Below are 25,657 nucleotides of genomic sequence, written 5' to 3' on the forward strand. Positions count from 1 at the left end.
AGATGCTATCAACCGCCTACAGATTCGTTTCGGGGCTAGCCGATGGGGTCGAGGGAAGTTCTGCGAGACAGTCCCGACAGTAGGTGAAAACGAAGTCGTTTGCGGTGCCACAGTGCGGACAACTAGCCGGTTGTTCGGGGTCTCGCATCGTGCCGGTTGGTTCTGCGGTCATACTTCGCCGTGTGTGGCTCAAACGTATAGCGACTACCCGTACGTATGCAAGCTTTCGTAGCCCTCCAATAAATCCCGATCGAGCTGTCCCGGCTCCGTCGCACACGAGCCTCCGAAACCGAAACCGATCTCCGCCTCGGATTCTGCCTGCCGTTGCCTTTTGCTCGCCGGTCCCCTTCCTCGAGTATGAGCGCGAACCACGAACGGGAACTCGAGGAATCGTTGATCGAGGCGATCGACGACGTTCGGCACAACAGCGACGACCTCGACGTCGACGAGGTGAGTGAGTACATACTCGGTGAGGACCAGATAAACCGCTACCTGATCGGCCTGCAGGACGACTGTACGCGGGCGTCATTTTACTGTACGGCGACCAGATCCATCGCCTACAAACCGGTAACTGGCGAGTCGCCGTCGAAACTCGTCGACACGGTAACTGGGGTGTCTAACCGACAACAGCTCCGGGATTGGATCGTCGATCAGGAGTGGTCGTGGATCCACCCGCGATTTCGGTGGCTACTCACCGATTGAACGCGGACGAGGTTGCCGAATTTCTCTCTCCAGGTATTTTACCACGCTCGTGGATGGAGAATCGCCGCGGTTTTCGTGGCAGTTTCAGCGCCGAAACCGAACCGGCGATAAGATTGATATGTTCGTACTTGCAATAGCAAGTTGCGAAGGAGGAGGATGGGGGGAATCTGTTGTTGCCAACAGTCCGATCATCGCCAACACGCCATTCCTTCCCCGACGCATACCCAACACTAGGGTACCCAACGTTAGGCCGTAACAGGCCTTTTGCAGCCGGGAATCAGGGAATGCTACACTCACCAGACCCGTAGTGTGACCAATTGGCTGCTGGTTCGTTGGTCGATGATCTTCGCACGATACTATCTTCGTTTCTCTGGAACTGGCTGTCCGGTAACATGTTCGCCGGAACTGACTGGTCAGAAGTATGGTGGTTGAAATCGCCAGCAACAGACGTATCAGCTCGAGTAATGTGACCACAATATGGCGACGAAACCACCACTCGAATGTCCGCTCTGTCACGATCCAATCAGACACGGTCAAAAACTCGAGCACCACCTCGTTCACAATCACCAAAAACGCCAACTCGCGAAGTTCGTCGCCACGGAAACGGTTGCCATGGAAAGCAACGAAATCTCGGAGTAACAGCGACGGAACGGTCTCTCCCCGGACATAATTGCTGAGACGATTGTTGCAGTTGATACCATCGATCAGTGATAAGAGCCGCCTGTCCGCCGTCAAACCACAATATTCTACGACGTTATCGATACTGCCCATTAGTTTGTGAACCATGTTCACAACCTTATTACGATATAGCGCCGATTTTTACTCGGATGCAACGACGTGACGTTCTTATGGGAAGTGGTGCAGCGCTCTCACTGATACTGGCTGGCTGTGCGGGCGACGACGCGGAGGATGTCGAAGGTGGGACGCGCGATGATGATAACGGGACTGGCGACGACAACGGTTCGTCGGGTTCCGCGGATCTCGAAATCGTTGATCACGATCTCGTCGTCGAGGAGGGAGCGTTCTCAACGGATGTTTATGTGGCGGCGACTGTCGAGAACAGCGGCGACGAACCCAGCGGAGATATCGAACTGCAGGCCGATTGGTACGATAGCGACGGAAACTATCTCGACAATGACGCCGGTCGACTCACGTCGCTCGAGGCCGGTGAGACGTGGTCAGCGCGCGTCTATCACCACGGATCGGGCACAGAGGATATTGAGGACTACGAACTCGAAGGCGAGTTCGACGAAGATGCCCACGAGCCCGCAGATGGGTTGACACTGGCCGATAGTACGATGGAGGTCAGAGACGACGAGTTGGTCGTCGAAGGCGAAATCGAAAACGAGACCGGCGAGGAGCAGAGTTACGTGGAGATCGTGGCGAAAGTCTACGACGAGGACGGGGTCGCGCTGGGCGACGAGTGGACCAACGTCACCGACCTTCGAGCCGACGAGACGTGGGCGTTCGACGTCGAGTACTTCTCTGCGGACATCCGAAACCGCATAGACGAAGCCGAGGATCACGACATTCTGATCAAGGACTCGAGCTGGTAGCGCGCCGAACCCGTCTGTTTGGGTACCCCACTCATCGTTGCTACGAGCATGGGTATCCACGAGCCGTCAACCGCAGAGTACTGGAATCGAATGGACCGTCTGCACACCGTCAGACGCTCGTCTGACCGGTTTTTCACCTACTGAGTGTCTGACTGAGGTACAAGTGAAACGGCCCCCCGTCGTCGGTATGGCAATCGAACCGTCCACCCGTGCACGAAACCGACAGCTCCACCGACAGCGTGTGCCAAACATGCGGAGACCAACACGATGACGACGGTGACGATGGCGATTCCGATGGTGGTGACAGCTATCCGATTGGTCTGGGCGACGCGAGAGCGACGACGCGTGACGTTCCGCGAGCGGGTTCGAACGATCGTTCCATTCGTGCTCGTCCTGTTCGTCATCACCGTCGCGACGCTCGGCTACCTCGAACTCGTCGCCGCGCTACTCGAGGTTCTGGAATAAGTGAGCCGAAAGCTGGTCTGTGACCGTGGCCGCGGATTCGTCCGTTCCGAACCACGGCTGGAGCAACGGCCAGAGACACTCTGTTTGGTTCGTATGGACGCCGTCTTCCAAAACGTATTCCTCGTCGTGAAGGACGGGTCGATGCTCATTCTCCATGGCTTGGTAGGCCGGGAACTCATCGGTCCAGACCTCTCCCAGCGGCTTGGAGAGGCCGTCTATCTCCTCAATCACCGGGCCAAGTTCGTCGTCATAGTTCGTTCCCTCCTCAGCAGACACCACTCGAAGCACGTCGCGGCAGGCCGCGACGAGCGTCAGTTCATCTCCCTGTTCTCCCGTCCATCGTGTTCGTCCTGCTTTAGCAGATCGTTCAAATCAAGTTGACCCGAGTGACGCTCCGGCCGTAGCGAGCCGTTTTTCTCACCGTCGCGTGCGGCTACCTCGATTCGACCGTGGCGTTCTCCGGCGGCTCGAACTCGAACGTCTTGTCGTCGAGTTCCTCGTTGAACGAGACCGTCTCGAACCGTTCGATCATCTCGTACCGTTCTCCGTCGGCGTTCTCGAAGACCATCCGCTCTTTCAGCGGGTAGTCGTACTCTTCGTCGACCCAGACCGTCTGCTCGACGACGTCGAGTTCGTCGGGGGCGTCGACCGCCTCGAGCGCGTAAACGTACTCGGTGCTACCGATGAGAACGGAAATACCGTCTTCGACCGCCTCTTCCTTCAGATTGACGTCGAGGACGTTGGTCTCGCGGTCAGCAATCTCCTCGGTTCCCCGGTAGTCGAGGTCGTACCACTGGAGTTGTTCGGCAGCCATCTCGGCCCGATCCGACCGCACGTTTTCGCTCTCGAACGGTTCGTCGGTCTCGTGGTGCTCCGCGAGCGACAACTCCGGATAGTACCACCACGCCCCCGACGCGTTCGAGGCGAAGACGGCCCCGTCCTGATCGGGTTCCGTCGTCTCGAGAACCTCCTCGCGGTAGTCGACGTAGGGCCGTTCGTGGACGAGAACCGTTTCGGAAATCGTCTCGTTGCCGCCGGTTATGTCGATCGTCATCTCGCCGGTGACGTCCTCGAGATCGTCGTCGTAGACGAACGTGCTCTCGAATATCGCCTCCGAATCGGGTTCCTCGCCCGCCGGGAGCGCGAGACAGCCGCCGAGGAGAACGAGCAGCGCGAGCGCGCCGAGGAGCGCCACGAATCGACGAGAGGCCATTGGCATAACGACAAAAATACATCGGCCTAAACGTTTCTATCTCCGTGTCTGTTTAGCGTGGTTCCCCATCGATGTCTCTGCTTGCGAATCTGCTCATTCTCCTCCCAGCACCGATGTCAGTTATCGGGCGGACCGAGTCCCCGCCGTTCCCACGTCGCTACCATCGTCGTGAGCGTTTCGTGTATCCAGATCCCCTCCTCTGAACAGAGTCTACAGAAGATTTTTCACATCACCACTTGCTCGCGCAGAGCGTAATGAGTACGAAAAATTTTGGTCGTGTCGCAAAGTCATTTAGAACTGTCTCGGTGCGGAGTGAGACTGCTCTCGGTGAATATCTATATCGAGCTTTGGACTGTTATTCCCGCCAATTTCGAAGGTTATGTTCTCTGTGACTGGCCGGGAACGACGAGTCGCCTGGAACGTCTAAACGGTTCGAAGATGCCAATCCCGAACTAAGCGAGCACGCCTGGCAGTTAGCCGCTGATCGACTGCTTGAGTATGACCGTCGAACTCGCGGAGGCTGTGGAGGTGCTCAAGAATACAAGCATTGGATCCGTTGGTTATCGCGACAACCGGTTCATTACCACTCTTAGTAGTATTCGGAGTGAAATCAAACCCACCTGAGGCGTCGGGATACCTCGACCCTGAATCGTAGGATTGTAAGGAATTTGGTAGAAGACGGTGGAGGGATTTGAACCACGGTCGGAGCAAGCTCCTCCCTGATTCAAATCCCTCTACCGAGTTGCGTCGCTCCTCACGTGTTGTTCGTCGCAGAAGACAAGCCGGTGGAGGGATTTGAACCCTCGACCTAATCCTTACGAAGGATTCGCTCTGCCAGTCTGAGCTACACCGGCACTGACGCGTGCTATTCTTACGTAGGTCCGAAACAGGCCATAAGGGTTGCGAATCTCGACCGCCTCGCCGTGTGGTGGATTATCACGCTATTACCCCTCGAGTCGCACGTCCAGACAGACGTTGAGTTCGTGTGGCGCGTAGGATCTGACCACTCGAGAAGTTTCGACGGTTACGTTGTACTGCGGTTCGGCGGCGTCGCGAATCGCTCGCTCCCCGGGGCCAAACGGATCGTCTTCGTGCTGGATATCGTAATAGTGTAGCACGCATTCCTCGCCCGCAATCTGGACGGCGGGCCCGAGGAACTCGTCGGCGCTGTGCGGGAGATTCATTACGACCCGGTCGGCCCACCCTTCGTACTCGGGTGCTACCGACCGAACGTCGTCACAGATCGCCGTGACGCGGTCCTCGACGCCGTTCTGACGGGCGTTTTCGCGCAGATAGTTGATTGCCGTTTCGTTGATATCGACGCCGACGCAGGTCGCGCCGCGTTTCGCGAACGGGACGACGAACGGGCCGACCCCCGCGAACATGTCGAACGCGTTTTCGCCGGATACCACCTGTTCGGCGACCCGATTGCGTTCGGTCGCCAACCGTGGAGAGAAGTAGACCTCGGCGAGGTCGAGTTCGAACGCGGCGCCGTACTCGCGATGGACCGTCTCGGTTCCGTCGCCCTCTATTACCTCCCAGTCGCGAGTTCGCGTTTCGCCTTTGATCTTTGAGGCCTTGTTCAGGACGGTCTCGACCGGTAGGTCGGAATCGACGATCGCCCGAGCGATTTCGGCCGGTTGCCGTTCGTCTTCGTCGCGGTTGTCTTCGTCGGCCCCACCGTTGTCGTCTTCGTCGGCCCCCACACTGTCGTCTCCTTCGTCGAGCAATGCGACATCGCCGATTCGTTCGTAGGAGGGATCAAACCCCAGAAGATCCGCCGGCGTCGTTTGCGTTTCGCGCTCGGGGAGGTCGTAGAAGACGATCTCGAGGTCCTCGAACGCTTCGGAAACGACGTCCGGGTCCGTGACCGGAATGTAGAGCCAGTCGTCCTCGACGATGATCTCGTACCCGTCGGCGATAAAATCTCCGTCAGCGAGTTCCTGACGCGTCGCTTCTCCGTTCGCGGGCGGCACGCGGACGCACGGAACGTTCATGCACGAACTCGCCGGTGAGCCGCCGTAACGCTGACGTTTCCGTCTCGAGCGATAACTCGTTTTCTACGAACGAGCGGAGCTTTCACATCGATAACTCCCGAGAGACGACGGCGGCCGGGAATTAGTCGTATCTAATCTATTTCTTAGACCATAACAACTATATCTGTTGCTGGTGCTACCTTCGGATGACAATGATGAAACACGCAAGCGACGAACCGAGCGGGTTGACACGACGCCAAACGATCACCGGTGCGGCCGGTCTCGGTTTCGCGGCGATGGCGGGCTGTCTCGGTGACGATCCGCAGGACGATACCGGTGATGCGGAGTACACCGTTTCGACCGGATTCCTTGCGCTCTGGGACATCACGCGGAACGTTGCCGGAGAGCAAATGGACGTGATCGATCTCGTTCCGACCGGAGAGCACGGACACGAATTCGATCCCGGAACGGGCGTCGTCTCGGAGATCGAAGACTCGGACGTATTCATCTACCTCCGCGACTTCGCGAGTTGGCAGGACGACGCGGCGGCCGAACTCGAGGGGGATGACGACGTGTACGTGATCGAAGCGGCCGACGACATCGAGTTCTTCGATAGCCCGGCCGAGGACGACGACGAACACTTCTGGATGGATCCGGTCAGGTGCCAGTCCGCAGTCGATCACATCGCGGCGGAGCTATCGGAAGTCGATCCCGACAACGCCGACGAGTACGAAGCGAACGCGGATGCGTTCAACGACGAACTGCAGGAACTCCACGAGGAGTTCGAAGCCCTCGTCGAGGGTGCCGAGATCGATCAGTTGATCGTCGGAACGCACGATTCTTTCCAGTGGTGGCATCGTCAGTACGGCCTCGATATCCACTCGCCGATCGGAACGTCTCCCGATTCCGAACCCTCGGCTCAGGAGATCGAGGAGATCGAAGGGATCATGGACGAACACGGGATCGAACACGTCGTCTACGACGTCGGCGAACCCGACGATCTCGCGGAGTCGATCGCCGACGAAACTGACGCCGAAGTGCTTCCGATCTCGCCCGTCGAAACGCAACTTCCCGAGTACGACGAGAACGACTGGGGCTACGTCGATCACTACCGGGAGATCAATTTTCCAACGCTCAAGGAGGCGCTCGATGTTCAGTAGAATTAGCCACGTCAAAAATAGTCAATTGCAACGGCGAAAGATTTGCTGGTCCCCCATCGCTTCCAACCACAGATGAGCTCCGTTATCACCGCCGAAAACGTGAGTTTCGCGTACGACGAGCAACCGGTGGTCGAGGACGTTTCACTCTCCGTCGAGGAAGGCGAGTTCCTCGGGTTGATCGGTCCGAACGGATCGGGGAAAACCACGCTGTTAAAGATACTGCTCGGATTGGAGCAACCGGATTCCGGAGCGGTCGAACTCTTTGGCACTCCCGTCTCGGAGTTTACCGACGGAACCCGGCTCGGGTACGTTTCACAGCAATCCTCCGAAGCTGACTCGATGATGCCGGTCACCGTCCGCGAAGTCATCGAGATGGGGCGATACCCCCACGCCGGGTTACGACGATTGAACGACGACGATCACCGGATCGTCGACGACGCACTCGAGCAGGTCGGTATCGTCGACCTCGCAGACAGACGAATCAATCAGGTCTCCGGCGGACAGAAACAGCGGGCGTACATCGCTCGAGCGCTCGCGTCCGAGGCGGACTTGCTCGCTCTCGACGAACCCACCGTCGGCGTCGACGCCGACTCGGTCGAGCAGTTCTACGATCTACTCACCGAACTCAACGAAGGCGGAATGTCGGTCGTTCTGATCGAACACGACATCGGCGTCGTCACGGAGTACGCGGACACGATGGCCTGTCTCGACTGCGAGCTGTACGAACACTGTGAAACGGACCGATTCCTCGAGAGCGGTGCCCTCGAGAAAGCCTACAGTTCGGCACGCGTATTACGATCCGCCGATCACTCGTCCGCCGAGTACGCAACGGGTGATTGAAATGTCGATCGAACGCCTCGAGTCGTGGAACCGGCCCGTCGGCTTGCTCGCGGCGGCGCCGGTCGTCGTGGCCGCGTTTTACGTGCTTATCTACGTCCTGTTCCCGCCGCTGTTCGACGGGTTTTGGGGAGCAACGTGTGGCACCTTCGATACGTGGTTGGTTTGCAGCGGTTTCCTGCAGCGGGGGTTCACCGCGGGGATTCTTATCGGAATCACCGCGCCAATTGTCGGCGCGTATCTTGTGAACCGCCAGATGGCGCTGATCGGCGAAGCGCTCGCACACATGGCCTTCGGCGGGGTGGCGGTCGGACTGTTTGTCGGCGCTGCCGTCCCCAGCCTGGATTACCCGCTCCTGTTTGCGCTCGTCGCCGCGACCCTCGCCGCGCTTTGCATGCAGTACATTGCAATTCGGACGGACGGCTATGCGGATATCCCCATCGCGGTCATGCTTACGGGCGGATTCGCCCTCGGGATCGCCGTCATCTCCTACGGCGTGACGTTTCACGCGACCGTCGAGAGCTACCTGTTCGGGGACATCCTCTTCGTCCCCTTCGAGAACGTCCAGCTCATGGTCGGGCTCACGATGCTGGTTATCGGGACGGTCGCCCTGACGCACAAACAGCTCCTGTTCATCACTTTCGACCGGGAGGCGGCGCGACTGGCCCGGATCAACGTCAGGTTCTACGATACGCTGTTGATCGTCCTCACCGCGCTCGTCGTCGTCGCCGCGATGCAGATACTCGGTGCGATCCTCGTCGCCGGAATGCTCGTGATCCCCGTCGCCGCGGCGATGCAGTTCACGAACAGCTTCAACCGAGGGCTCGTCCTCTCGGTCGTCTTCGGCCAGGTCGCCGTCTTCGGCGGGATCTTTCTGTCCTACCAGTGGGATGTCGCCACAGGAGCGATGATCATCCTCGTCGCGATCGCACTCTACCTCTGGTCAGTGATCGCATGATCCGAACGAGGCGGTGGCAGACGTGTACGGAACCGCTCGAGCATGACGACTGAACGCGATCCCCCTGCCGACGCTTCGGAGACGCCGCGTTCGAGGAGTACCGTCGATTCGGACGCCGTTACGCCGGTGATGGAAGATTATCTGAAAACGATCTACGAACTCCAGTATGACCGCGACGGAGCGGTCTGGACCTCGAGGATCGCCGACCGCCTCGAGGTGACCCCGCCGACGGTCTCGAGCATGCTCGAGAAACTCGAGCGCCGTGGGTTGATCAACAGGGAGAAACACCGGCCCGTGACGCTCACCGAATCGGGCGAGAACGTCGCACTGGGCGTCATCAGAAATCACAGGCTACTCGAGACGTTTCTCGCCGATTACCTCGAGTACGAGTGGGATGAAGTCCACGACGAGGCGGATCGACTCGAGCACTACGTCAGCAATCAGTTCGTGAACCGATTGACGACGATTCTCGAGGACCCCTCGAGCGATCCCCACGGCGATCCGATTCCGGACGAAGAACTCGCCCCGCCGAGCCAATCGTGGACTCGGTTGAGCGAGGCAGAGATGGACGAGTCCCACCGCGTCGAACGCGTCCGCGCCGATGGCGAACGGCTCCGGTATCTGGCCGACTGCGGAATTACGCCCGGCGTCACCGTCGAAATCGTCGAACGAACGCCGCTCGAATCGACCGAACTCGTCGCCGGTACGGATCGGGAGGAAGCGCCGCTGACCCTTCCGAAACGGGCCTGCGAACGGATTTTCGTCCAACCGGTAGACGGGAGCAACTGACCGGAGACGGGAATAACTGCTATTTGGCCCACGGCCGAACGGAACGTATGGAAACGCAGACTCGATTGACGACCCTCGAAACCGTCCACGAGGAGGGGTCGTGGTTGTTTACCGCTCGAGACCGCCACGGAGAACCGGAGGAAATCATCCTCGTTCCGTGCGACGAGGGCGTCGAAGCGTGGGTGAACCGATGTACGCACGAAGCCCAACGGCTCGATCGCGGATTCGGTGCCGCTATCCGCGATGGTGAAATCATCTGTCCGAAACACGGATCCCTGTTCGATGCCTGTTCGGGCGACTGCGACAACGGTGACGCCGCCGGGACGCGGCTCGTCTCGGTCGATGTCGACGTTGTCGACGATTCGCCGGTCGACGGCGGCGACGGGAGCGAGGAGACAACTAGCACGGCCGACGAAGCGACGACTGAAGGCGTCGAGTTCGTCGCTCTCGTCGATCGTCAGTACACGTTCGACCACGTCGGCGGACTGGAGGACGGTGACGACGGAGACGATGAGGACGGCCCGTCGTCGACGTCACACATTTCACTGTAGCGAGACCGGTTTTGGCCTCACGATATTAGACAGATCTAAAAATAAGATTAGCTAGGCAAAATTTAAGGTGGGTCGCGTGGACGTGACTACTACGCATGGAGGTGATCAACAACTCGAGATGAACAACGGAAAACGGAAGTGCTGACCGGCTACGGTCGTGCCAGGTGACACCCAGCCGGCAAGCCTATGGACTGTGACGCGCCTCTGCAGATGGCGTCACGGTACCTGGATCAGTCACCATATGGTCGTCATTCCGACGACTCGAGCTTCTGTGTTGCCGATCGTTCCCTCGATCGATTGGCAGCGTACTCATGCCACACCTTCTATAGGGATTAGCAATCTAAATCATATTCTTCCTGAGTCGGCTGGTTTCTAGTGGTACACTTTCGAAGATTTGAATACCCGAATCCAAATGCTAATCCCTATAGTACGCGAAGATTTTGAACGTTTAAACGGTGTTTTTGCCGAATCTCGAATCGTTCCATCGCGCTTTCCGATAGTTCATCGTCTCGGTCATTCACGTTCGCTTTCGGTGGCCGAAGAGCGCGTTCAAACGCTCGAGAGATAGAGGCGGTGCCCTCGCGGGAGACGGTGGTGACATCCATTATCAGCTCCCAAAACGGGTATGCAAGCGTATCTATGTCGTACCTCAATGCCGAGGGTGACCGATTACGTGCATTCGGATTTCCCTTCTCAGTTGAGATAGAGATGTATTAGTCTAATAATTTAATCATATCTATGATATTCGAGATAGTAGTCGGAGATGAATACGATATCGGAAGAAATCACCGACGAACGGCGAAACGCTGGTAGCCGATCCACGTCGTGTCAGTAACACCTGATAATATGTCCGGTGGTCTTCTCATGGGACACCGACAGTACGTGATCAGTCAACGTACCGTTCAACCTTAACAACAACAAAACGATTCATCAGTAGTTTTGAGTTCCATTTGTCTTATAGATTCTAGAAGGGCGTATTTAGTACTGATAGATTGATAATGACACCAATAGCTTCAAGTCATAGCTAGTAGTACTAATTTATATGATCGAAGGGTTCCTTACTATAGGCGAGTTTATTGCCATTTGCTTTTTGCTTCCTATGATCGTATTAGGATTTATAAAAACTATTGACCAAATACTATTCCGATTTGAAGGATCCAGTTCCTTCTTTTCGAAAAACCATCTTGCCTGTTGGTTTTTTTACTTGTTATCTGGTGTTTCGCTAGTCGCCTTAACCATACTTACAGATGTGATAACTGTGCCAATTGCCTTTCTAGGATTTCTAATTACAATTTGTCTTCTATCATTTGAAACAGTGCTATCTAACCAGACTACTAGCGACCACAATAAAAGCCCAACTATAAGCCGGATACTTGATCGCATTTAATTGCTACCTTTCATCTCTCAAGACACTAGTGCCCTCGCAAGTGTGGATAGCCTAGTTCTGCTCTTTCTCCTTGATGGTTGGATAGAGCCGGTGTAGCTTCGTTCGGGCATTATCGGTAGTGAACTGCCAGTCGATCGAGACGGTAGCCTTGTTGCGCTCGGTTTCCCACGCGGCGACCTCCGTTCGGAGTGTCGCCGCGTCAGGAATGCGTCGGCTGAGGCACTGGGTGCTAAGCGCACTCAACTCGATTTCCGCCATGTTGAGCCAGCTCCCGTGTTTCGGCGTGAAGTGAAACTCGAATCGGTCGAGATACTCTCGTGCTTCTTTCGGGTTACAAAACTCGTAGAAGGCAGCCGGATTGTGCGTGTTGAGGTTGTCAAGAACTACCCGGATGCGGTCTGCATCCGGGTAGTGCTCATCCGCGAGTTCTTGCATTTGGTCGACAAACTCGCGCTTGCGTCGTCTCGGTGTAACCGTGATGTGGCGCCAACCGGTGAGCGGTTCGGTGGCGATATGGATTTTTCGCTCACCGTTGCGTTCATAATGAGTGTCCTCGCGTGCGACCGCTCCCGGTCGCACCGGGAGCGGGTCGCTGACGTGCTTGTGAAGCGTCTTGCTGGACTCATCGAAGCAAATGACTGGACGATCTTCATCGTACGGCTCGTGGTAGAGCGCAAGCACGCTTTTCATGCGGTAGACGAACTTAGCGTTCTGTTTCGGTGGAATCAGCCAGTACTTCGAGCGGTGCGGTTTCAGGTCGTTTTTTTAACCGCTGTCGAACGGTCTCTCGGGAGATCGACTCAAGGTCGATCTCCTCGAGAGTGACTAAGCGATCGGCGAGGAGCTGATACGTCCAGCGAGAGTGTCCGTCTGGTGGGTCAGAGCACGCAAGTGAGAGCAAATGAGCCTCACCACGGCCATCGAGCTTTGGCTCGTAGTCGCGGTCGGGCTTGCGGCGATGGAGCGCCGCAAGCCCTCGCTCAGAGTACGCTTTTCGCGTGCGGTACGGTGTAGAGATCGAACAATCGAGGTGCTCACAGATCGCGGGATCTGTGAGCCCTTCGTCAGCCTTTAGAAGGATTCGTGCACGTGTGATGTCCTCTGCTCTGTGTTCACCCGTCGAAATAATCGCCTCAAGTTCGCTTCGTTCCTCGGTGGAGAGGTTGATGATGTGCTTCTTCCGTCCCATTCCTGTAGAGAGGTGCTCAGAAGAGATAAGCTAAGCAGTCGACGCTTGCAAGTGCACTAGTGCCGTTCCAAGCCTGTACTGATGAGGAAGATCGATAGCGTTCATCCGGTTTTTCTCATCAATCGACGCCTGGAACGGTACTAATAGAACTTCTCAGAAGTTCGAATTTTGAGGCTGTGATTCACTTCTTGATGAGAAACAGATCGAGGTTGACGGTGAGAAAAAGTGGTTGTACGTCACGATCGACACAGAATTGAAGCTGCTGCTCGAAATCGACGTGTACAGCCGCCGCGGGACTGACCCCGCGGCGACGTTTCTGCATCGACTCACCGAGAAACACGAAATCGACGAGACAGAGTTTCTCGTCGATGCTGGCGGCTATCTGACTGCCCTCGATCGCCACGAATTGAGCGGTCAGCTCAACTACAGCGGCCGAAACCACGTCGAAAAGTAGTTTCAGACTGTCTCAATGCGGATCGACCGCTTTCACTCCTTCTGGCGGGGCAGTCCAGCCAGTGCCCGTCGCTGGCTGAGATGCTTCAGGCACCACTACAACCACGATCGACGAACCAGGCTCTGAATGGCCGAACACCAGCCGAGGAGGTGCTGAACTAGACAGTGCCAGAAATAGAGTCTATTAAACTATTCTACTGTGGCTGAAAGGTAATTCCGACACCAGGAACTGGTGGCGCAGCAGGGTAATGACGAATACGGACACCACAGCCATCATTAGCTTCGTATATGACCAGTGCACCGAGTCCAGCGAGTAACCCAGCTATGGTTGAAATGACGCCAATTGGCGCGCCAATTCCTGATGCTGAAGCTATTATTCCTCCGATCGCACCAGCCGTTGCACCAGATGCCATTGCGGTAGCAACATTACGGCTCAAACTATCCTCAAGATAAAGCGCATGCCGTACTCCACCGCGCCACGTCGTTTCTGCCTCATAATCGTTTTTGCCACATAGAATACCAATTTCTTGATTTGAGCCGTATTCATTGAGACCTTTTTCTGTTGGTGTGACCCATAGTTGGTCCTCTCTTTCTTCAAATTCAACGTATCCATCTGATTTAGCATCGTTCAATCCTTCTACTCCCGTTTGCATGTATCCGTTTAAATCGGACGGGGATACCTCAATAGAAGACTGCGATGCTTGAGCTGGGGTTACAGATTTCTTTGGACCTGTATACACGAGTTCCCCGTCTTCTAACTGAATATCATCTGCATCGGAGGACTCTGCATCGCTTGCTAGAGTACTTGTAGCTAACAACGGAACTGTGAGGAGCCCAGCTGCTGCCGATCGAACGAATCTACGCCGAGTCTTGATGTTTTGGCTATTGTTAGACGGCACGAATGTATATATATATATACAATATCTCTTATAACTATTACTATTCACCATAGGCAACACATACAAAGACAATTGTAGAGAGAAAATAGATACTACGTGAATCTAACTCGAAACCTACTCCCCGACCCCGTCACTACGGTAGTCCATGCTCACCTTCATCGGCCTCGGCCTCTACGATGAACGCTCGATCACCGTCGAGGGCCAGGAGGCGCTCCGAGCCGCCGACCGCGCGTACGCGGAGTTCTACACCAGCAAACTTGTCGGAACGACGATCGAGGATCTCGAGACGCACCACGACACGTCGATCGAAGTTCGCGATCGCGCGGGCGTCGAACAACACCCCGAAGAGATTCTCGAGGCCGCCGAGTCCGAAGACGTCGCCTTCCTCACCGCAGGGGATACGATGATCTCGACGACCCACGTCGACCTCCGACTCCGCGCTCACGAGCGCGGTATCGAGACGCGGGTCATCCACGGCGTCACGGCCCAGACAGCCACGAGCGCCCTGACGGGGCTCCAGAACTACCGCTTCGGAACGGCCACCACGCTTCCGTTTCCCTACGCCCACGGTGCCGAGGGGCTCCCCTCGAGCGTCACGAATACGATCGACGCCAATCACGAAGAAGGCAGTCACACCGTCGTCTACCTAGACATCAAAGTCGACAACGAGGCCGCGATCGAACGCGTCGATACCGACGAGACGGTCGAGGAGTACATGACCGCCGACGTCGGCGCCGAGTTGCTCGCCGAGGAGTATCCCGACCTCGTCGGCGTCGTCGTCGCTCGAGCGGGAAGCCCCGATCCGCTCGTCGAAGCGGGGACGATGACCGACCTCGCGACGCGGGAGTTCGGCGACCCGCTCCACTTGCTCATAGTCCCCGGGGACTGTCACTTACTCGAGGCCGACGCGCTGGTCGAACTTGCGGGTGCGGATCGCGAGGATCTGGATATCGTCTGAGGTCCGCTTGCTCGGTCGAGACGAACTACGATCGATTCAGCGAAAAAACGACCTACGATCTCTCATCGTCCAGTTCGGTTTCGGGAAACCGGTTGTACTCCGGCGACCCTTCGGATCGCGGGTCTATTTTGTCTCTCTCCAGTTCGTCCGTTTCCGGTTCGTCCGATTCGAGCAGGGTCTCGAGTCGCCGTTCGAACTCGGCTTCGTCGATCCTTCCGGTCGAATACCGGTGTTGAAGCGACTCGATCGGGTCTTCGGTGGCCGATGAGTTCTCGTCTCCCGCCGATTCGACGAGCGGGAAATCGTCGCCGAGGAGCCAGACGAGCGGGAGGGCGATGAGGATTCCCGAAAACGGGATCGCCATCAAAAACGCCGGGAGCGCCAGAAATCCGATGAATAACCAGAGTCCGGCCGAAAGGAGCGCGATCCCGACCAGTAGCCGACGTTGTTCGAACGTGGGAAGATCGGTGGCCATAGTCGACCATATCTGTCACCAAGTAAAGCCGTTACTGTGTGTCGAACTACCGCTCGAGGACCGACTCGAGATGCGACCCGAATTCCGTGGGCGCTTCGACGTGGGGTGTGTGTCCCACGCCGGAGAGCACGACCTCCTCGAACTCGCCGCCTTTGTCCTCGTAGTCCTCGAGAACGGCGCGGGTCTGATCGACCATCGGCTGGGGCGGGAACTCGTCCTCGCCAGGCCAGTCGGGAACCTGCCCGAGTCGTCCGAGCGCCCCCAAATCGAACACTGACTCGTTCGAGACGATCTGGTCGGTTTTGCCACGAAGCCACAGGACGGGCGGTTTCGAGTCGATTTCGGTAATCGAAGAGAGGTCGCAGTATTTCGGCGAGACGGCGTTGTTGACGCCGGTCTTTCCGGGTGCCACACCGGGCCAGTTCGTTGACTCGAGCGATTCGCCAGGGTAGTTTTCGGTTCCAGTCTCCGTATCGAGCATACCGGTGACGTACGACTCCTCGCGTTCCGGATCGAAATCGTACGTCGGGTCGACGTAGAACGAGCGCAACACCGCCCGCGGAGAGCCGTCACCCGTCGGCTTTCGAGTCCGGTTCTCGAGGCCCGCGACGAACTCGTCCGTCGAGAGGCCGCCGCCGGAGCCGGCGTAATCGTCGTAACACGGCGTTCCCTCGAGATCCTTTGTTCCGCCGAATCCGTACGGCGAGACCGGGTTCAGCAACACGAGCGATTCCACGGCGTCCGGGTACTTTATCGTGTACTCCATGGCCACACCGCCGCCGTTCGACCAGCCCACAAGCGTCGCGCTGTTTTCGATCTCGAGATCGACGCACAGCGCTCGGAGATCCGCGACGAAATCCTCGAGGCCCCACGTTGCGTCGACGGGTTTCGTCTCCGAATCGCCGTATCCTCGGAAATCCAGTGCGATCGCTCGGTATCCGTCCGGAAGCTCCGTCAATCGATCTTCGAAAAATCGCGAGGACGAGACGTTTCCGTGTAGAAAGACGATCGGGTGACCATCGGGGTCGCCCGCCTCGAGAAGGTGCGTCTCGAGACGTTTCGTTTCGACGAGTCGCGAATCGACGCCGGGGAGTGTGTCCGCTCGAGTCACGACCGGGCGCTACCACGTCGTTCCAAATAACTGTTCGCGCAGGATGTGGTGGCCGTCTATAGTTCGTCGATGATCGCGGCCGTCACGTCTGCCGTCGAGGCGTCGCCGCCGAGGTCCGCCGTTCGCGGCCCGTTCTCGAGGGTCGTCTCGACAGCCTCGTGCACCGCGTCGGCCTCCTCGTCGTGGCCGAGGAACTCGAGCATCATCGCTGCGGAGACGATCGTCGCGGCCGGGTTCGCGACGCCTTCGCCGGCGATGTCGGGTGCGGTGCCGTGGACGGGCTCGAACAGCCCTCGCTCGGAGCCGACGTTTGCGGAGGGAAGCAGACCGAGACCGCCGACGAGCCCTGCGGCGAGATCCGAGAGCACGTCGCCAGCCAGGTTCGGACAGACGACCACGTCGAACTGCTCGGGATCGAGACAGACTTTCGTCGCAAAGGCGTCCATCAGTACCTCGTCGGTTTCGACGCCCTGCTCGTCGGCGACCGACTTGATCGTGTCGCGAAAGACCCCGTCAGTCTCGCGCATGACGTTTGCCTTGTGGGCGATCGTAAAGCCGTCGTGATCGCCGTCCTCGACGTACTCGCAGGCGAACTCGCCGAGATCCCTCGAGGCCGACTGGGTGACGACACGGGTCAGCGTCGAGACGTCCTCGGAGAGGCGATCTTCGTGACCGGCGTAGACGCCCTCGGTGTTCTCGCGGAGGAAGACCAGGTCCGTCTCCGGGCGCACGGCGTCGATTCCGGGATAGGCTTTCGCCGGACGAATGTTCACGAACGAATCCACCGCCTCTCGGAGCGGCAGAATAACGTCTGCCGCGGTCTCGCCCGCCGCACCGAACAGCGTCGCGTCCGCCGACGCCGCCAGCTCGTACGTTTCCTCGGGGAGCGCCTCGCCCGTGACTTCCTTTACGCGGTCGCCTGCATCGGCCTCGCGAAATTCGAAGTCGATCTCGAGCGACTTGAGGACCTCGACCGCGGCCGGCGTTACTTCCTGTCCGATTCCGTCTCCGGGGATAACGGCGATTTCGTGAGTCATGCTTGAACGTCTCGAGGGGACCGAAATGAGGGTGTCGATACCGGGATTGGCGAGCACGCAACACATGCGAGTTGCTGAACTTGTTGGTCGCCACCCCGGTGGTACTCTCGTAAAAACCGTAAAATCACTCTGGTTGATCGGTTCAAAGAAGACACGTCGTCGAGCAACCGAGCGTGGCAGCTACGACGAAGCCGTCGAGTCGTCGACGTACGGCAACTCCTGGGCTTTCTTCTGGACTTCGCCGGCGTTGGACTTCATCAGCGCCGTCGTGTCCCAGATGCCATCAACCAGCGCCTTTCGCTGGGCGTCGTCGACGGTCACGTCAATCGTCTCTCCGCCGTAGGTAACCGTCTCCGCTTCGATGTCGACATCGATCTCTTCGTTCGGGTTCTCGTCGACCCAGGCCTGCAGTTCCTGAATCGTCTCGCTGTCGGCGGTGACGGTCGGAATACCAAGCGCCAGACAGTTACCCGCGAAAATCTCGGCGAAGCTCTCGCCGATGATCGCGTCGATTCCCCAGCGCATCAGGGCCTGGGGCGCGTGCTCTCTCGAGGAGCCACAGCCGAAGTTACTGTTGACGACCATCACCGAGGAGTCCTGGTAGCGCTCCTCGTTGAACGGGTGTTCCTTCTGGTTGTCGTCGTCGTCGAAGCGCAGGTCAAAGAAAGCGAACTCGCCGAGCCCGTCGAAGGTGACGACCTTCATGAACCGAGCCGGGATGATCTGGTCGGTGTCGATATCGTTGCCCTCGATCGGAACGCCGGATCCCGATTCGTGGGTTACTTCCGGAATGTCGACTTCGTCGCTCACGCCAGATTCACCTCCTTGAGTTCGCGCACGTCAGTAACCTCCCCGGTGATCGCCGCGGCGGCGACCATCCGCGGATTCATCAGGACGGTCCGGCCGTCCTTGCTCCCCTGCCGGCCGACGAAGTTCCGGTTCGAGGAGGAGGCACACGCCTCGTCGCCCTCGAGTTGGTCTTCGTTCATGCCGAGACACATCGAACAGCCGGCGTTTCGCCACTCGAAGCCGGCTTCCTCGTAGATGTCCTTGAGGCCTTCTGCCTCTGCAGTCTCCTGAACGCGCTGACTGCCGGGGACGACCAGCGCTCGAACGTCGTCGTCGACCTGACGACCCTCGACGATTTCGGCACCGCGTCGGAGGTCGGGCAGTCGGGCGTTGGTACACGAGCCGAGGAAGGCGACGTCGATGTCGTACCCCTCCATCGTCTCGCCTGGCTCGACGCGCATGTGTTCCTGGGCGCGTTCTGCCGTGTCCGCCTTGTCCGCGGGGAGGTCTTCGGGTGCCGGAATCTCTTCGGAGATGCCGATTCCCTGGCCTGGGGTCGTCCCCCAGGTGACGACGGGCTCGAGCTCCGAGCCGTCGATGGTGACGACGTCGTCGTACTCGGCGTCGTCGTCGCTCGCGATCGACTCCCAGTACGGTTTGAGCTCCTCGAACTTCTCGGGGTTCTCCTGGAAGTGGTCAGTCTGCTCGAGCCACTCGTAGGTGGTCTCGTCGGGGTTGACGTAGCCCGCTCGAGCGCCGCCCTCGATGGACATGTTACAGATCGACATCCGGCCTTCCATGCCGAGGTTTTCGATGGCCTCGCCGGCATACTCGTAGACGTAGCCGACGCCGCCTTCGGTTCCCAGGCGGCTGATGATCTCGAGGATGACGTCTTTCGCTTCGACGCCATCGCCGAGCTCGCCGGTGATCTCGATCTTGCGGACCTTCTGTTTCTCGAACGCGAGCGTCCCCGTCGCGAGGACGTCCCGGATTTGGGAGGTCCCGATACCGAACGCCAGCGCGCCGAACGCGCCGTGGGTGCTCGTGTGGGAGTCGCCACAGACGATCGTTTTACCGGGCTGGGTGAGTCCCTGCTCCGGTCCGATGACGTGGACGATTCCCTGGTCGCCCGAGTTCGGATCCGAAAAGTCGATGCCCGCGTCCCGAACGTTCTGCTCGAGTTCGGACATCATCTCCTCGGCCGAGTCCTCCTCGTACGGGCGGGACTGGTCCGACGTCGGGACGATGTGATCGACCGTCGCGTGGGTCAGTTCGGGGTAGGCGACCTCAAGGTCTCGCTCCTCGAGCATGCCGAACGCCTGCGGACTGGTGACCTCGTGAATGAGGTGCAGTCCGACGAACAGTTGGTCCTGTCCGGTCGGTAGCGTCGTTACTTTGTGCCGATCCCACACCTTATCGTAGAGTGTTCCCTCGCTCATTTGTTGTCCTCGACCCCGTCGGTTCGTACGTGCCCCCGTTCGAAGACCCGATTGGTTCGGTTCGCATCCGTCTCTTCGGTCGGTGGCGTATGACTGACGGTTTTCATCGTCCGCTCGTCCGTCGTCCCTGTCTCATCCGTCGTCGTTCGTTCGTCTTCCGGATCGACGACTTCCGATCGGCCCCCGTCCGCCGCGACGATCGGGCCGCGACTGAACAGCTGTCCCGTCGATTCGTCGGTGTAGGGATTGGTGTGGCTGATTTCAGCCATCGTGTTCCCGGAATCGGAAGCCGTCTCCGTCGTTTCTGTCTCTCGTGTCATCTGTGTTCGGTCGCCTCGATTAGTCCGCCTGAACGCGCGTTTTCTCGTCCTCGTCTTCGCTCTCTTCGTTCGCTTCCTCCCACGCGAAGAGGGCGCGAAGTCGTTCGCCGACGTCTTCGATTTCGTGGTTCTTCTCCGCCTGGTTCAACTGGGTGTAGACTGGCCGGTTGGCCTGGTTCTCCGCGACCCACTCGGTCGCGAACTCGCCTTCCTGAACCTGTCGGAGGACTTCCTCCATGTTCTCTCGAGCGTGGTCGTCGATAATCTCGTCGCCGCGAGTGAGGCCGCCGTACTCGGCGGTGTCGGAAACCGAATCCCACATCGCGCCGAGGCCGCCTTCGTACATCAGGTCGACGATGAGCTTCATCTCGTTCATGCACTCGAAGTAGGCCATCTCTTCGCTGTAGCCGGCGTCGACGAGCGTCTCGTAGCCGACCTTGATCAGCTGGGCGATGCCGCCACAGAGGACGGCCTGCTCGCCGAAGAGGTCAGTTTCCGTTTCCTCTTTGAACGTCGTCTCGACGACGCCCGCTCGAGTACAGCCGATTCCCTTCGCGTAGGCGAGCGCCCGGTCCTTCGCGTCTCCGGTCGTATCCTGGTAGACGGCGAGCAGTCCGGGGGTTCCCTCGTCGCGCTCGTAGTTTCGCCGAACCAGGTGGCCCGGCGACTTCGGCGCGATCATGGTCACGTCGACGTGTTCGGGCGGCTGGATCTGGTTGTAGTGGATGTTAAAGCCGTGGGCGAACTGGAGCGTGTCACCCTCCTCGAGGTGCGGTTCGATCTCCTCGTAGACGGCCGGCTGGACCGTGTCCGGAACGAGAACGGACACCACGTCCGCCTGTTTCGCCGCTTCGGCCGCGGTCGCGACCTCGAGGCCCTCTTCGCGGGCGGGTTTGCGCGAGGACGAATCCTCGCGGAGGCCGACGATCACGTCGACGCCGCTTTCGTGGAGGTTCAACGCGTGGGCGTGCCCCTGACTTCCGTAGCCGAGGACGGCAACGGTCGAGTTTGCGAGGTGCGATTCGTCTACGTCTCCGTCGTAATAGATTTCGGTGGTAAAGTCTTCAGTCATCGTCTGCGTGTGGTTGTTGTGGTTGGGTTGGCTCGTTCTGGGCCGATTCTTCCGGCGGCGCTTCGCGGGCAGTGTCCGTCGTTCCGCGCGCCAGCGCCGTCGTTCCGGTTCGGGAGATCTCGCGGATGCCGAACTGACCGAACGCTTCGATCGCCGAATCGATCTTCTGGTCGCTTCCCGTGATCTCGATGGTCGCCGTCTCGGGAGTGGCGTCAACGGTCTTACCGTCGAACATATCCGCGACGGCCGCGACCTGATCGGGCCGCATCGCGTTGACCTTTACGAGCGCGAGTTCGCGACGCATCGCGTCGGGCTCGAGCTCCTGGACCGAAACGACCGGAACGAGCTTTCGAAGTTGTTTTTTGATCTGTTCGATACCGGGGTCGGGTTCCTCGACGACGAGGGTGATCCGCGCTCGGTCCTCGTCTTCGGTCGGGCCGACCGTGAGACTCTCGATGTTGAACTGTCGCCTCGAGAACAGCCCCGAAACGTCCGAGAGGACGCCCGGCTCGTGCTCGACGAGCGCCGAAATGACGGTTCGGCGCGGATCGTGCTGAGCCTCGACCTCGGGATCGACGCGAATCCCCTGTGCGGTGCGTCGTCCCTTTGGCGTGGGGCGTTCTTCGGGGGCTGGTCCGTCGAGTCCACCGCTCATAGCTGGTCCTCCGCCAGCGCGAACTGGCCGTTGTCGCCGCCGCTTGGGACCATCGGGTAGACGTTCGCCTGCGGATCGATGTGCGCGTCGATCACCGACGGGCCGTCGTAAGCGAGCGCTGCCTCGATGGTGTCTGCAACCTCGTCGTACTCGTCGATTCGGAAGCCCTGCGCGCCGAAGGCTTCGGCGAGCTTGTCGAATTCGGGCATCCAGTTGTACTCCGAGGCGGCGTGACGACCCTCGAAGAAGGCGTCCTGCCACTGTCGGACCATCCCGATGTACTCGTTGTTAAGCACCACGACGGTGATGTCGAGGTTTTCGCGAACTGCGACGGAGAGACCCTGAAGCGTCATCAGGAACGAGCCGTCGCCGTCGATGCAGACGACCTCCTGGTCGTCGTCGGCGGCGATCCGCGCGCCGATCGCCGACGGCAGGCCGTATCCCATCGTGCCGAGTCCGTGACTCGAGACCCACGTCCGCGGTTCGGTGTAGGTCCAGTACTGGCAGGCCCACATCTGGTGTTGGCCGACGCCGGTGGTCACGACTGCGTTGTCGCTGGTCGCCTCGTCCAAGGCTTCCACGACGAACTCCGGCTGGACCGGTCTATCCTCCGGGGCGTCGTAGGCCATCGAGTAGTCGGATTTCCACTGCTGGCACTGTGCGCGCCACTTGGTCGCCTGCGGCGAGGTTTCCATCTCCTCGGCCAGCTGGGTGACGACCGTCTCGGCGTCGCCGATCAGCGGATAGTCCGCGTGGATGTTCTTCGAAATCTCCGCGGGGTCGATGTCGACGTGGATCAGTTCGGCGTCGGGAGCGAACGTCTCGATGCCGCCGGTGAGGCGGTCGTCGAAGCGCGTCCCGATGCCGATTAGCGTATCGCAGTGGGTGACCGCCATGTTGGCGTAGCCGGTGCCGTGCATGCCGGCCATCTCCATCGACAGTTCGTGATCTTCGGGGAACGAACCGATGCCGGGCATCGTCGTGATGACCGGAATCTCGTGTTCGATGGCGAACTCGCGACAGGCCTCGCTGGCCTCGCCCTTGATGACGCCGCCGCCCAGGAGCAAGGCGGGCTTGCTCGAGTTCTCGATCCGTCGAGCCGCTTGCTCGACGATTTCGGGATCCGCCCGCTCTTGAACCTCGTAGGTGTCCGGCACCTTCGGGTTGTCGGGCTCGTGATCCGTATCGGCTTTCGTCACGTCCTTGGGCAGGTCGACCAGAGTCGGTCCCGGTCGCCCCTCCCGTGCGAGTGCGAACGCTTCGCTCACGTCCGAGCCGACGGTGTCGGGGTCGTCCGAGAACGTGTTGTCCTTCGTGATCGGCGTCGTGACGCCGGTAGTGTCGGTCTCCTGGAACGCGTCGTTACCGACGAACTCTCGTGGAACCTGCCCCGTCAGTGCGAGCATCGGGTCCGAGTCCATATCGGCGTCAGCGATCCCGGTGACGAGATTCGTCGCACCCGGTCCGGAGGTCGCCAGGCAGATTCCCGGCTCGCCCGAGACGATGCCGTAGGCGTCCGCCGCGTGGGCGGCCCCCTGTTCGTGGGCCATCGTCACGTGATAGATGTCCGAATCGTAGAGCGCGTCGTAGACGGGCATGATCGCACCGCCCTGAACGCCGAAGGCGTACTCGACGCCTGCGTTCTCGAGCGCTCGAATCACCGATTGGGCGCCCGTCGTGACGGGTTCCTGTTCGGTGTCGGATTCGGCTCTCGAATCCTGTGTGGTCGCGGATTCGTCTGCGTGCTGTTCCCCTGTCGGCGGATCGTCCGTTTCGGTTGGTGATGTGATCGAGGAAGCGCGTTCGCTCATGTGGGTCCTCCCGCCGTTTTGCGGCGATTAGTTGTCATATAGTGTGTCGACTGCTGTGTGACTTGTCGCTGTGGAATCGATGCGAGGCCGGAACGAGAAGGAGGTGTGTGAGGGGCTAGACGGCCCCTACAATAGCGAACTGAGCGGACACGCCGGTGTCGACCGCACTGACCACCAACTGTGTGCGTGACCTCATTACCTCGACTGTAGCTATCTCGAGCGTCATAACTCTTCTGCGTCTTGTTCGGACGTGATGGTTCCCGTAGCCGATGCTCGGGAACGCTTGCAAACAGGGAGAACATCCCTAGGCGCGCACCTCCTCTTTGTCCTGTGTGCGCTCGATATCCGCTTCCTCGGCGAAGCGCTCGAGGTCGCTGACGGTGACGCGGCGCTTTTCGGCGCCGTAATCTTTGACCCGTCGAGTGACCGCGCGAACCTGCTCGTCCGTGGGATCGAACCCGCGCTCGTGCAGGCGCTCGCGGACCGAGTGGGTGCCGGTGTGTTTGCCCATGACCAGTTTGCGTTCCGCGCCGACCATTTCGGGGGTCATGACGCCCGGTTCGAACGTATCGGAGTTCTCGATGACGCCTGCGGCGTGGATCCCGCTCTCGTGGGAGAAGGCGTTGTCGCCGACGACCGGCTTGTTGCCCGGGGTCTCCATCCCGCTTTTCTCCTCGACGATGTCGGAGAGTTCGGTGATTCGAGTCGTGTCGATACCGGTATCGACCTGATAGAGGGATTCGACGGACATGACGAACTCCTCGTAGGCCGCGTTACCCGCTCGCTCACCGATGGAGTTGACCGAAACCTGCGCCTGATCGGCTCCGGCTTCGATGCCGGCGATCGCGTTCGCGGTCGCCAGCCCGAAGTCGTCGTGGGCGTGGACGTCGATCCGTGCGTCGGTGTGATCGCACACCTTCTCGATCATCGCCCGGAATCGGCCGGGCGTGGCGACGCCGCAGGTGTCGGGAATGTTGATCCAGTCGGTTCCTGCTTCGGTGACCGCTTCGATCACGTCGATCAGGAACTGTTCGTCGGTTCGCGTCGCGTCCATCGGGGAGAACATACACGTTGCTCCCGCGTCCGTGACGCGTTCGACCGACTCGACTGCGTTCTGTACGACTTGTTCTCGTGTGGCGTGCATCGAATCTTCGATCTGGACATCGCTCGTGCTCACGAAGACGTGAACCATTTCAACGCCGGAATCAAGTGCTGCTTCGATATCACCGTCGACGACGCGGGCTAACCCGCAGGTCGTCGCGTTGGTGGCCGAAGCAATATCCCGGACTGCCTCGAATTCGGCGTCGGAGTTGACGGGGAACCCAGCTTCGATCACATGGGTGCCCATCTCGTCCAGAATCGAGGCGATCTGGCGCTTGTCGTCGTAAGAAAACGACGTTCCAGGGGACTGTTCGCCGTCCCTGAGCGTCGTATCAAAGACTCGTGCAGTTTCGATTTCTTCAGTGGAATCTAACGTGCCCTGGAAGAACTCGACCGCCCTGACTGGTATCAGAGCCGTTGTCTGGTGAAGACATTGTATCAGAATCCGACGTGCGACGTGATATATAAAGGTAACGCTGTGGCCGCTTTTCCGCCGTCACCTGTGAGCGTGTCACTCGGCGTGGAGTCAAGAATCGCAAGACATCAACGTCCTAATACACTTCACAATATCCCTATATGCTACAGTAGTACTCCGGGGACTCGAGCAGGCCACACCCTGTTGAGTTACAAATTTCTCCCCACGATCGTCGAATTAAAATGGGTTGGCGCTCGCGCGCGGTCTCGGATGAACGTTCGGGCAGTAACGGTTCTGGCTGGAGACCAAAACAAGACATATGTTTCCTTCTTCCAAGAA

The 25,657-nt window shown here is 59.0% G+C and carries 26 protein-coding genes, 1 tRNA gene and 2 pseudogenes; 11 read left to right on the forward strand and 18 right to left on the reverse strand.

Going from position 1 to position 25,657, the window contains the following annotated elements; translation table 11 throughout:
- Positions 1–16 precede the first annotated feature (16 nt).
- On the reverse strand, positions 17–172 hold the full coding sequence (locus tag ACYQ14_RS02945) for a DUF7577 domain-containing protein (RefSeq protein ID WP_459884676.1): 156 nt from the start codon (positions 170–172) through the stop codon (positions 17–19).
- Between the two features lie 185 nt (positions 173–357).
- Between ACYQ14_RS02945 and ACYQ14_RS02950 the strand changes: the two genes are divergently transcribed.
- The 4 genes from ACYQ14_RS02950 (at position 358) to ACYQ14_RS02965 (ending at position 2,723) form a co-directional block, all read left to right on the forward strand.
- Positions 358–702, forward strand: a complete 345-nt coding sequence (locus ACYQ14_RS02950; protein WP_459884678.1) for a hypothetical protein — start codon at positions 358–360, stop codon at positions 700–702.
- Between the two features lie 477 nt (positions 703–1,179).
- The gene (locus ACYQ14_RS02955; protein ID WP_459884680.1) at positions 1,180–1,341 is read left to right on the forward strand and encodes a hypothetical protein; all 162 of its coding nucleotides are present in this window, start codon (positions 1,180–1,182) and stop codon (positions 1,339–1,341) included.
- A gap of 188 nt (positions 1,342–1,529) precedes the next feature.
- Positions 1,530–2,258, forward strand: coding sequence for an FxLYD domain-containing protein (locus ACYQ14_RS02960; protein WP_459884682.1), 729 nt, complete (start codon positions 1,530–1,532; stop codon positions 2,256–2,258).
- 267 nt (positions 2,259–2,525) lie between these two features.
- Positions 2,526–2,723 carry a hypothetical protein gene (locus tag ACYQ14_RS02965; protein ID WP_459884684.1) on the forward strand — a complete coding sequence of 66 codons (198 nt, stop codon included), beginning with the start codon at positions 2,526–2,528 and terminating at the stop codon, positions 2,721–2,723.
- A 51-nt stretch (positions 2,724–2,774) separates the two neighbouring features.
- Here ACYQ14_RS02965 and ACYQ14_RS02970 read toward each other — a convergent pair.
- The 4 genes and pseudogenes from ACYQ14_RS02970 to ACYQ14_RS02985 form a co-directional block, all read right to left on the reverse strand.
- Positions 2,775–3,086 (reverse strand): annotated as a pseudogene (locus ACYQ14_RS02970) (IS1595 family transposase); the annotation flags it as partial.
- A 70-nt stretch (positions 3,087–3,156) separates the two neighbouring features.
- Entirely contained in the window at positions 3,157–3,936 is a 780-nt protein-coding gene (locus ACYQ14_RS02975; protein WP_459884686.1) for a LolA family protein, read from the reverse strand.
- A gap of 780 nt (positions 3,937–4,716) precedes the next feature.
- Positions 4,717–4,790: transfer RNA gene (locus ACYQ14_RS02980), tRNA-Thr, on the reverse strand.
- Between the two features lie 90 nt (positions 4,791–4,880).
- Complete coding sequence (locus tag ACYQ14_RS02985) at positions 4,881–5,933, reverse strand: class I SAM-dependent methyltransferase (RefSeq protein WP_459884688.1); 1,053 nt, start codon at positions 5,931–5,933, stop codon at positions 4,881–4,883.
- A gap of 191 nt (positions 5,934–6,124) precedes the next feature.
- Between ACYQ14_RS02985 and ACYQ14_RS02990 the strand changes: the two genes are divergently transcribed.
- The 5 genes from ACYQ14_RS02990 to ACYQ14_RS03010 all read left to right on the forward strand — a co-directional run bounded on the left by ACYQ14_RS02990 (position 6,125) and on the right by ACYQ14_RS03010 (position 10,207).
- Positions 6,125–7,072 (forward strand): metal ABC transporter substrate-binding protein, encoded by a 948-nt coding sequence (locus ACYQ14_RS02990; RefSeq protein ID WP_459884690.1) that lies wholly within the window; start codon positions 6,125–6,127, stop codon positions 7,070–7,072.
- A gap of 72 nt (positions 7,073–7,144) precedes the next feature.
- Positions 7,145–7,912 carry a metal ABC transporter ATP-binding protein gene (locus tag ACYQ14_RS02995; RefSeq protein ID WP_459884692.1) on the forward strand — a complete coding sequence of 256 codons (768 nt, stop codon included), beginning with the start codon at positions 7,145–7,147 and terminating at the stop codon, positions 7,910–7,912.
- Position 7,913: 1 nt separating this feature from the next.
- Complete coding sequence (locus tag ACYQ14_RS03000; RefSeq protein WP_459884694.1) at positions 7,914–8,867, forward strand: metal ABC transporter permease; 954 nt, start codon at positions 7,914–7,916, stop codon at positions 8,865–8,867.
- A gap of 42 nt (positions 8,868–8,909) precedes the next feature.
- Entirely contained in the window at positions 8,910–9,656 is a 747-nt protein-coding gene (locus ACYQ14_RS03005) for a metal-dependent transcriptional regulator (protein WP_459884696.1), read from the forward strand.
- Between the two features lie 47 nt (positions 9,657–9,703).
- Positions 9,704–10,207, forward strand: coding sequence for a Rieske (2Fe-2S) protein (locus ACYQ14_RS03010; RefSeq protein ID WP_459884698.1), 504 nt, complete (start codon positions 9,704–9,706; stop codon positions 10,205–10,207).
- 1,438 nt (positions 10,208–11,645) lie between these two features.
- Here ACYQ14_RS03010 and ACYQ14_RS03015 read toward each other — a convergent pair.
- The gene (locus ACYQ14_RS03015) at positions 11,646–12,350 is read right to left on the reverse strand and encodes an IS630 family transposase (RefSeq protein ID WP_459889961.1); all 705 of its coding nucleotides are present in this window, start codon (positions 12,348–12,350) and stop codon (positions 11,646–11,648) included.
- Complete coding sequence (locus tag ACYQ14_RS03020) at positions 12,298–12,783, reverse strand: helix-turn-helix domain-containing protein (RefSeq protein ID WP_459884700.1); 486 nt, start codon at positions 12,781–12,783, stop codon at positions 12,298–12,300. Before ACYQ14_RS03020 ends, ACYQ14_RS03015 begins: the two co-directional genes overlap by 53 nt.
- Positions 12,784–12,970: 187 nt before the next feature.
- Between ACYQ14_RS03020 and ACYQ14_RS03025 the strand changes: the two are divergent.
- Positions 12,971–13,398 (forward strand): annotated as a pseudogene (locus tag ACYQ14_RS03025) (transposase domain-containing protein); the annotation flags it as partial.
- A gap of 32 nt (positions 13,399–13,430) precedes the next feature.
- Here the strand turns inward: ACYQ14_RS03025 and ACYQ14_RS03030 are convergent.
- Positions 13,431–14,135 (reverse strand): hypothetical protein, encoded by a 705-nt coding sequence (locus ACYQ14_RS03030; RefSeq protein ID WP_459884702.1) that lies wholly within the window; start codon positions 14,133–14,135, stop codon positions 13,431–13,433.
- A 145-nt stretch (positions 14,136–14,280) separates the two neighbouring features.
- On the opposite strand from ACYQ14_RS03030, the gene dph5 reads away from it, so the two are divergent.
- Complete coding sequence (gene dph5, locus ACYQ14_RS03035; protein ID WP_459884704.1) at positions 14,281–15,093, forward strand: diphthine synthase; 813 nt, start codon at positions 14,281–14,283, stop codon at positions 15,091–15,093.
- Between the two features lie 52 nt (positions 15,094–15,145).
- Here the strand turns inward: dph5 and ACYQ14_RS03040 are convergent, their stop codons facing one another.
- The 10 genes from ACYQ14_RS03040 to ACYQ14_RS03085 form a co-directional block, all read right to left on the reverse strand.
- Entirely contained in the window at positions 15,146–15,568 is a 423-nt protein-coding gene (locus ACYQ14_RS03040) for an SHOCT domain-containing protein (RefSeq protein ID WP_459884706.1), read from the reverse strand.
- A 46-nt stretch (positions 15,569–15,614) separates the two neighbouring features.
- The gene (locus ACYQ14_RS03045) at positions 15,615–16,679 is read right to left on the reverse strand and encodes an alpha/beta fold hydrolase (protein WP_459884708.1); all 1,065 of its coding nucleotides are present in this window, start codon (positions 16,677–16,679) and stop codon (positions 15,615–15,617) included.
- A gap of 56 nt (positions 16,680–16,735) precedes the next feature.
- Positions 16,736–17,716: an isocitrate/isopropylmalate family dehydrogenase gene (locus tag ACYQ14_RS03050; protein ID WP_459884710.1), complete on the reverse strand. Its 981-nt coding sequence runs from the start codon at positions 17,714–17,716 to the stop codon at positions 16,736–16,738.
- A gap of 180 nt (positions 17,717–17,896) precedes the next feature.
- Positions 17,897–18,526 (reverse strand): 3-isopropylmalate dehydratase small subunit, encoded by a 630-nt coding sequence (gene leuD / locus ACYQ14_RS03055; RefSeq protein WP_459884712.1) that lies wholly within the window; start codon positions 18,524–18,526, stop codon positions 17,897–17,899.
- Positions 18,523–19,944, reverse strand: coding sequence for a 3-isopropylmalate dehydratase large subunit (leuC, locus tag ACYQ14_RS03060; RefSeq protein WP_459884714.1), 1,422 nt, complete (start codon positions 19,942–19,944; stop codon positions 18,523–18,525). The genes leuD and leuC overlap by 4 nt, the downstream gene beginning before the upstream one ends.
- Entirely contained in the window at positions 19,941–20,264 is a 324-nt protein-coding gene (locus ACYQ14_RS03065) for a DUF7989 family protein (protein ID WP_459884716.1), read from the reverse strand. Before ACYQ14_RS03065 ends, leuC begins: the two co-directional genes overlap by 4 nt.
- A gap of 19 nt (positions 20,265–20,283) precedes the next feature.
- Positions 20,284–21,336: a ketol-acid reductoisomerase gene (gene ilvC, locus ACYQ14_RS03070; protein WP_459884718.1), complete on the reverse strand. Its 1,053-nt coding sequence runs from the start codon at positions 21,334–21,336 to the stop codon at positions 20,284–20,286.
- Complete coding sequence (gene ilvN, locus ACYQ14_RS03075; protein ID WP_459884720.1) at positions 21,329–21,991, reverse strand: acetolactate synthase small subunit; 663 nt, start codon at positions 21,989–21,991, stop codon at positions 21,329–21,331. The genes ilvC and ilvN overlap by 8 nt, the downstream gene beginning before the upstream one ends.
- A complete protein-coding gene (gene ilvB, locus ACYQ14_RS03080) occupies positions 21,988–23,802 on the reverse strand; it encodes a biosynthetic-type acetolactate synthase large subunit (protein ID WP_459884722.1) in 1,815 nt (604 codons plus the stop codon). The genes ilvN and ilvB overlap by 4 nt, the downstream gene beginning before the upstream one ends.
- 304 nt (positions 23,803–24,106) lie before the next feature.
- A complete protein-coding gene (locus tag ACYQ14_RS03085; protein ID WP_459889963.1) occupies positions 24,107–25,348 on the reverse strand; it encodes a LeuA family protein in 1,242 nt (413 codons plus the stop codon).
- Between the last annotated feature and the right edge of the window lie 309 nt (positions 25,349–25,657).

This window comes from Halostagnicola bangensis, from assembly GCF_054653435.1.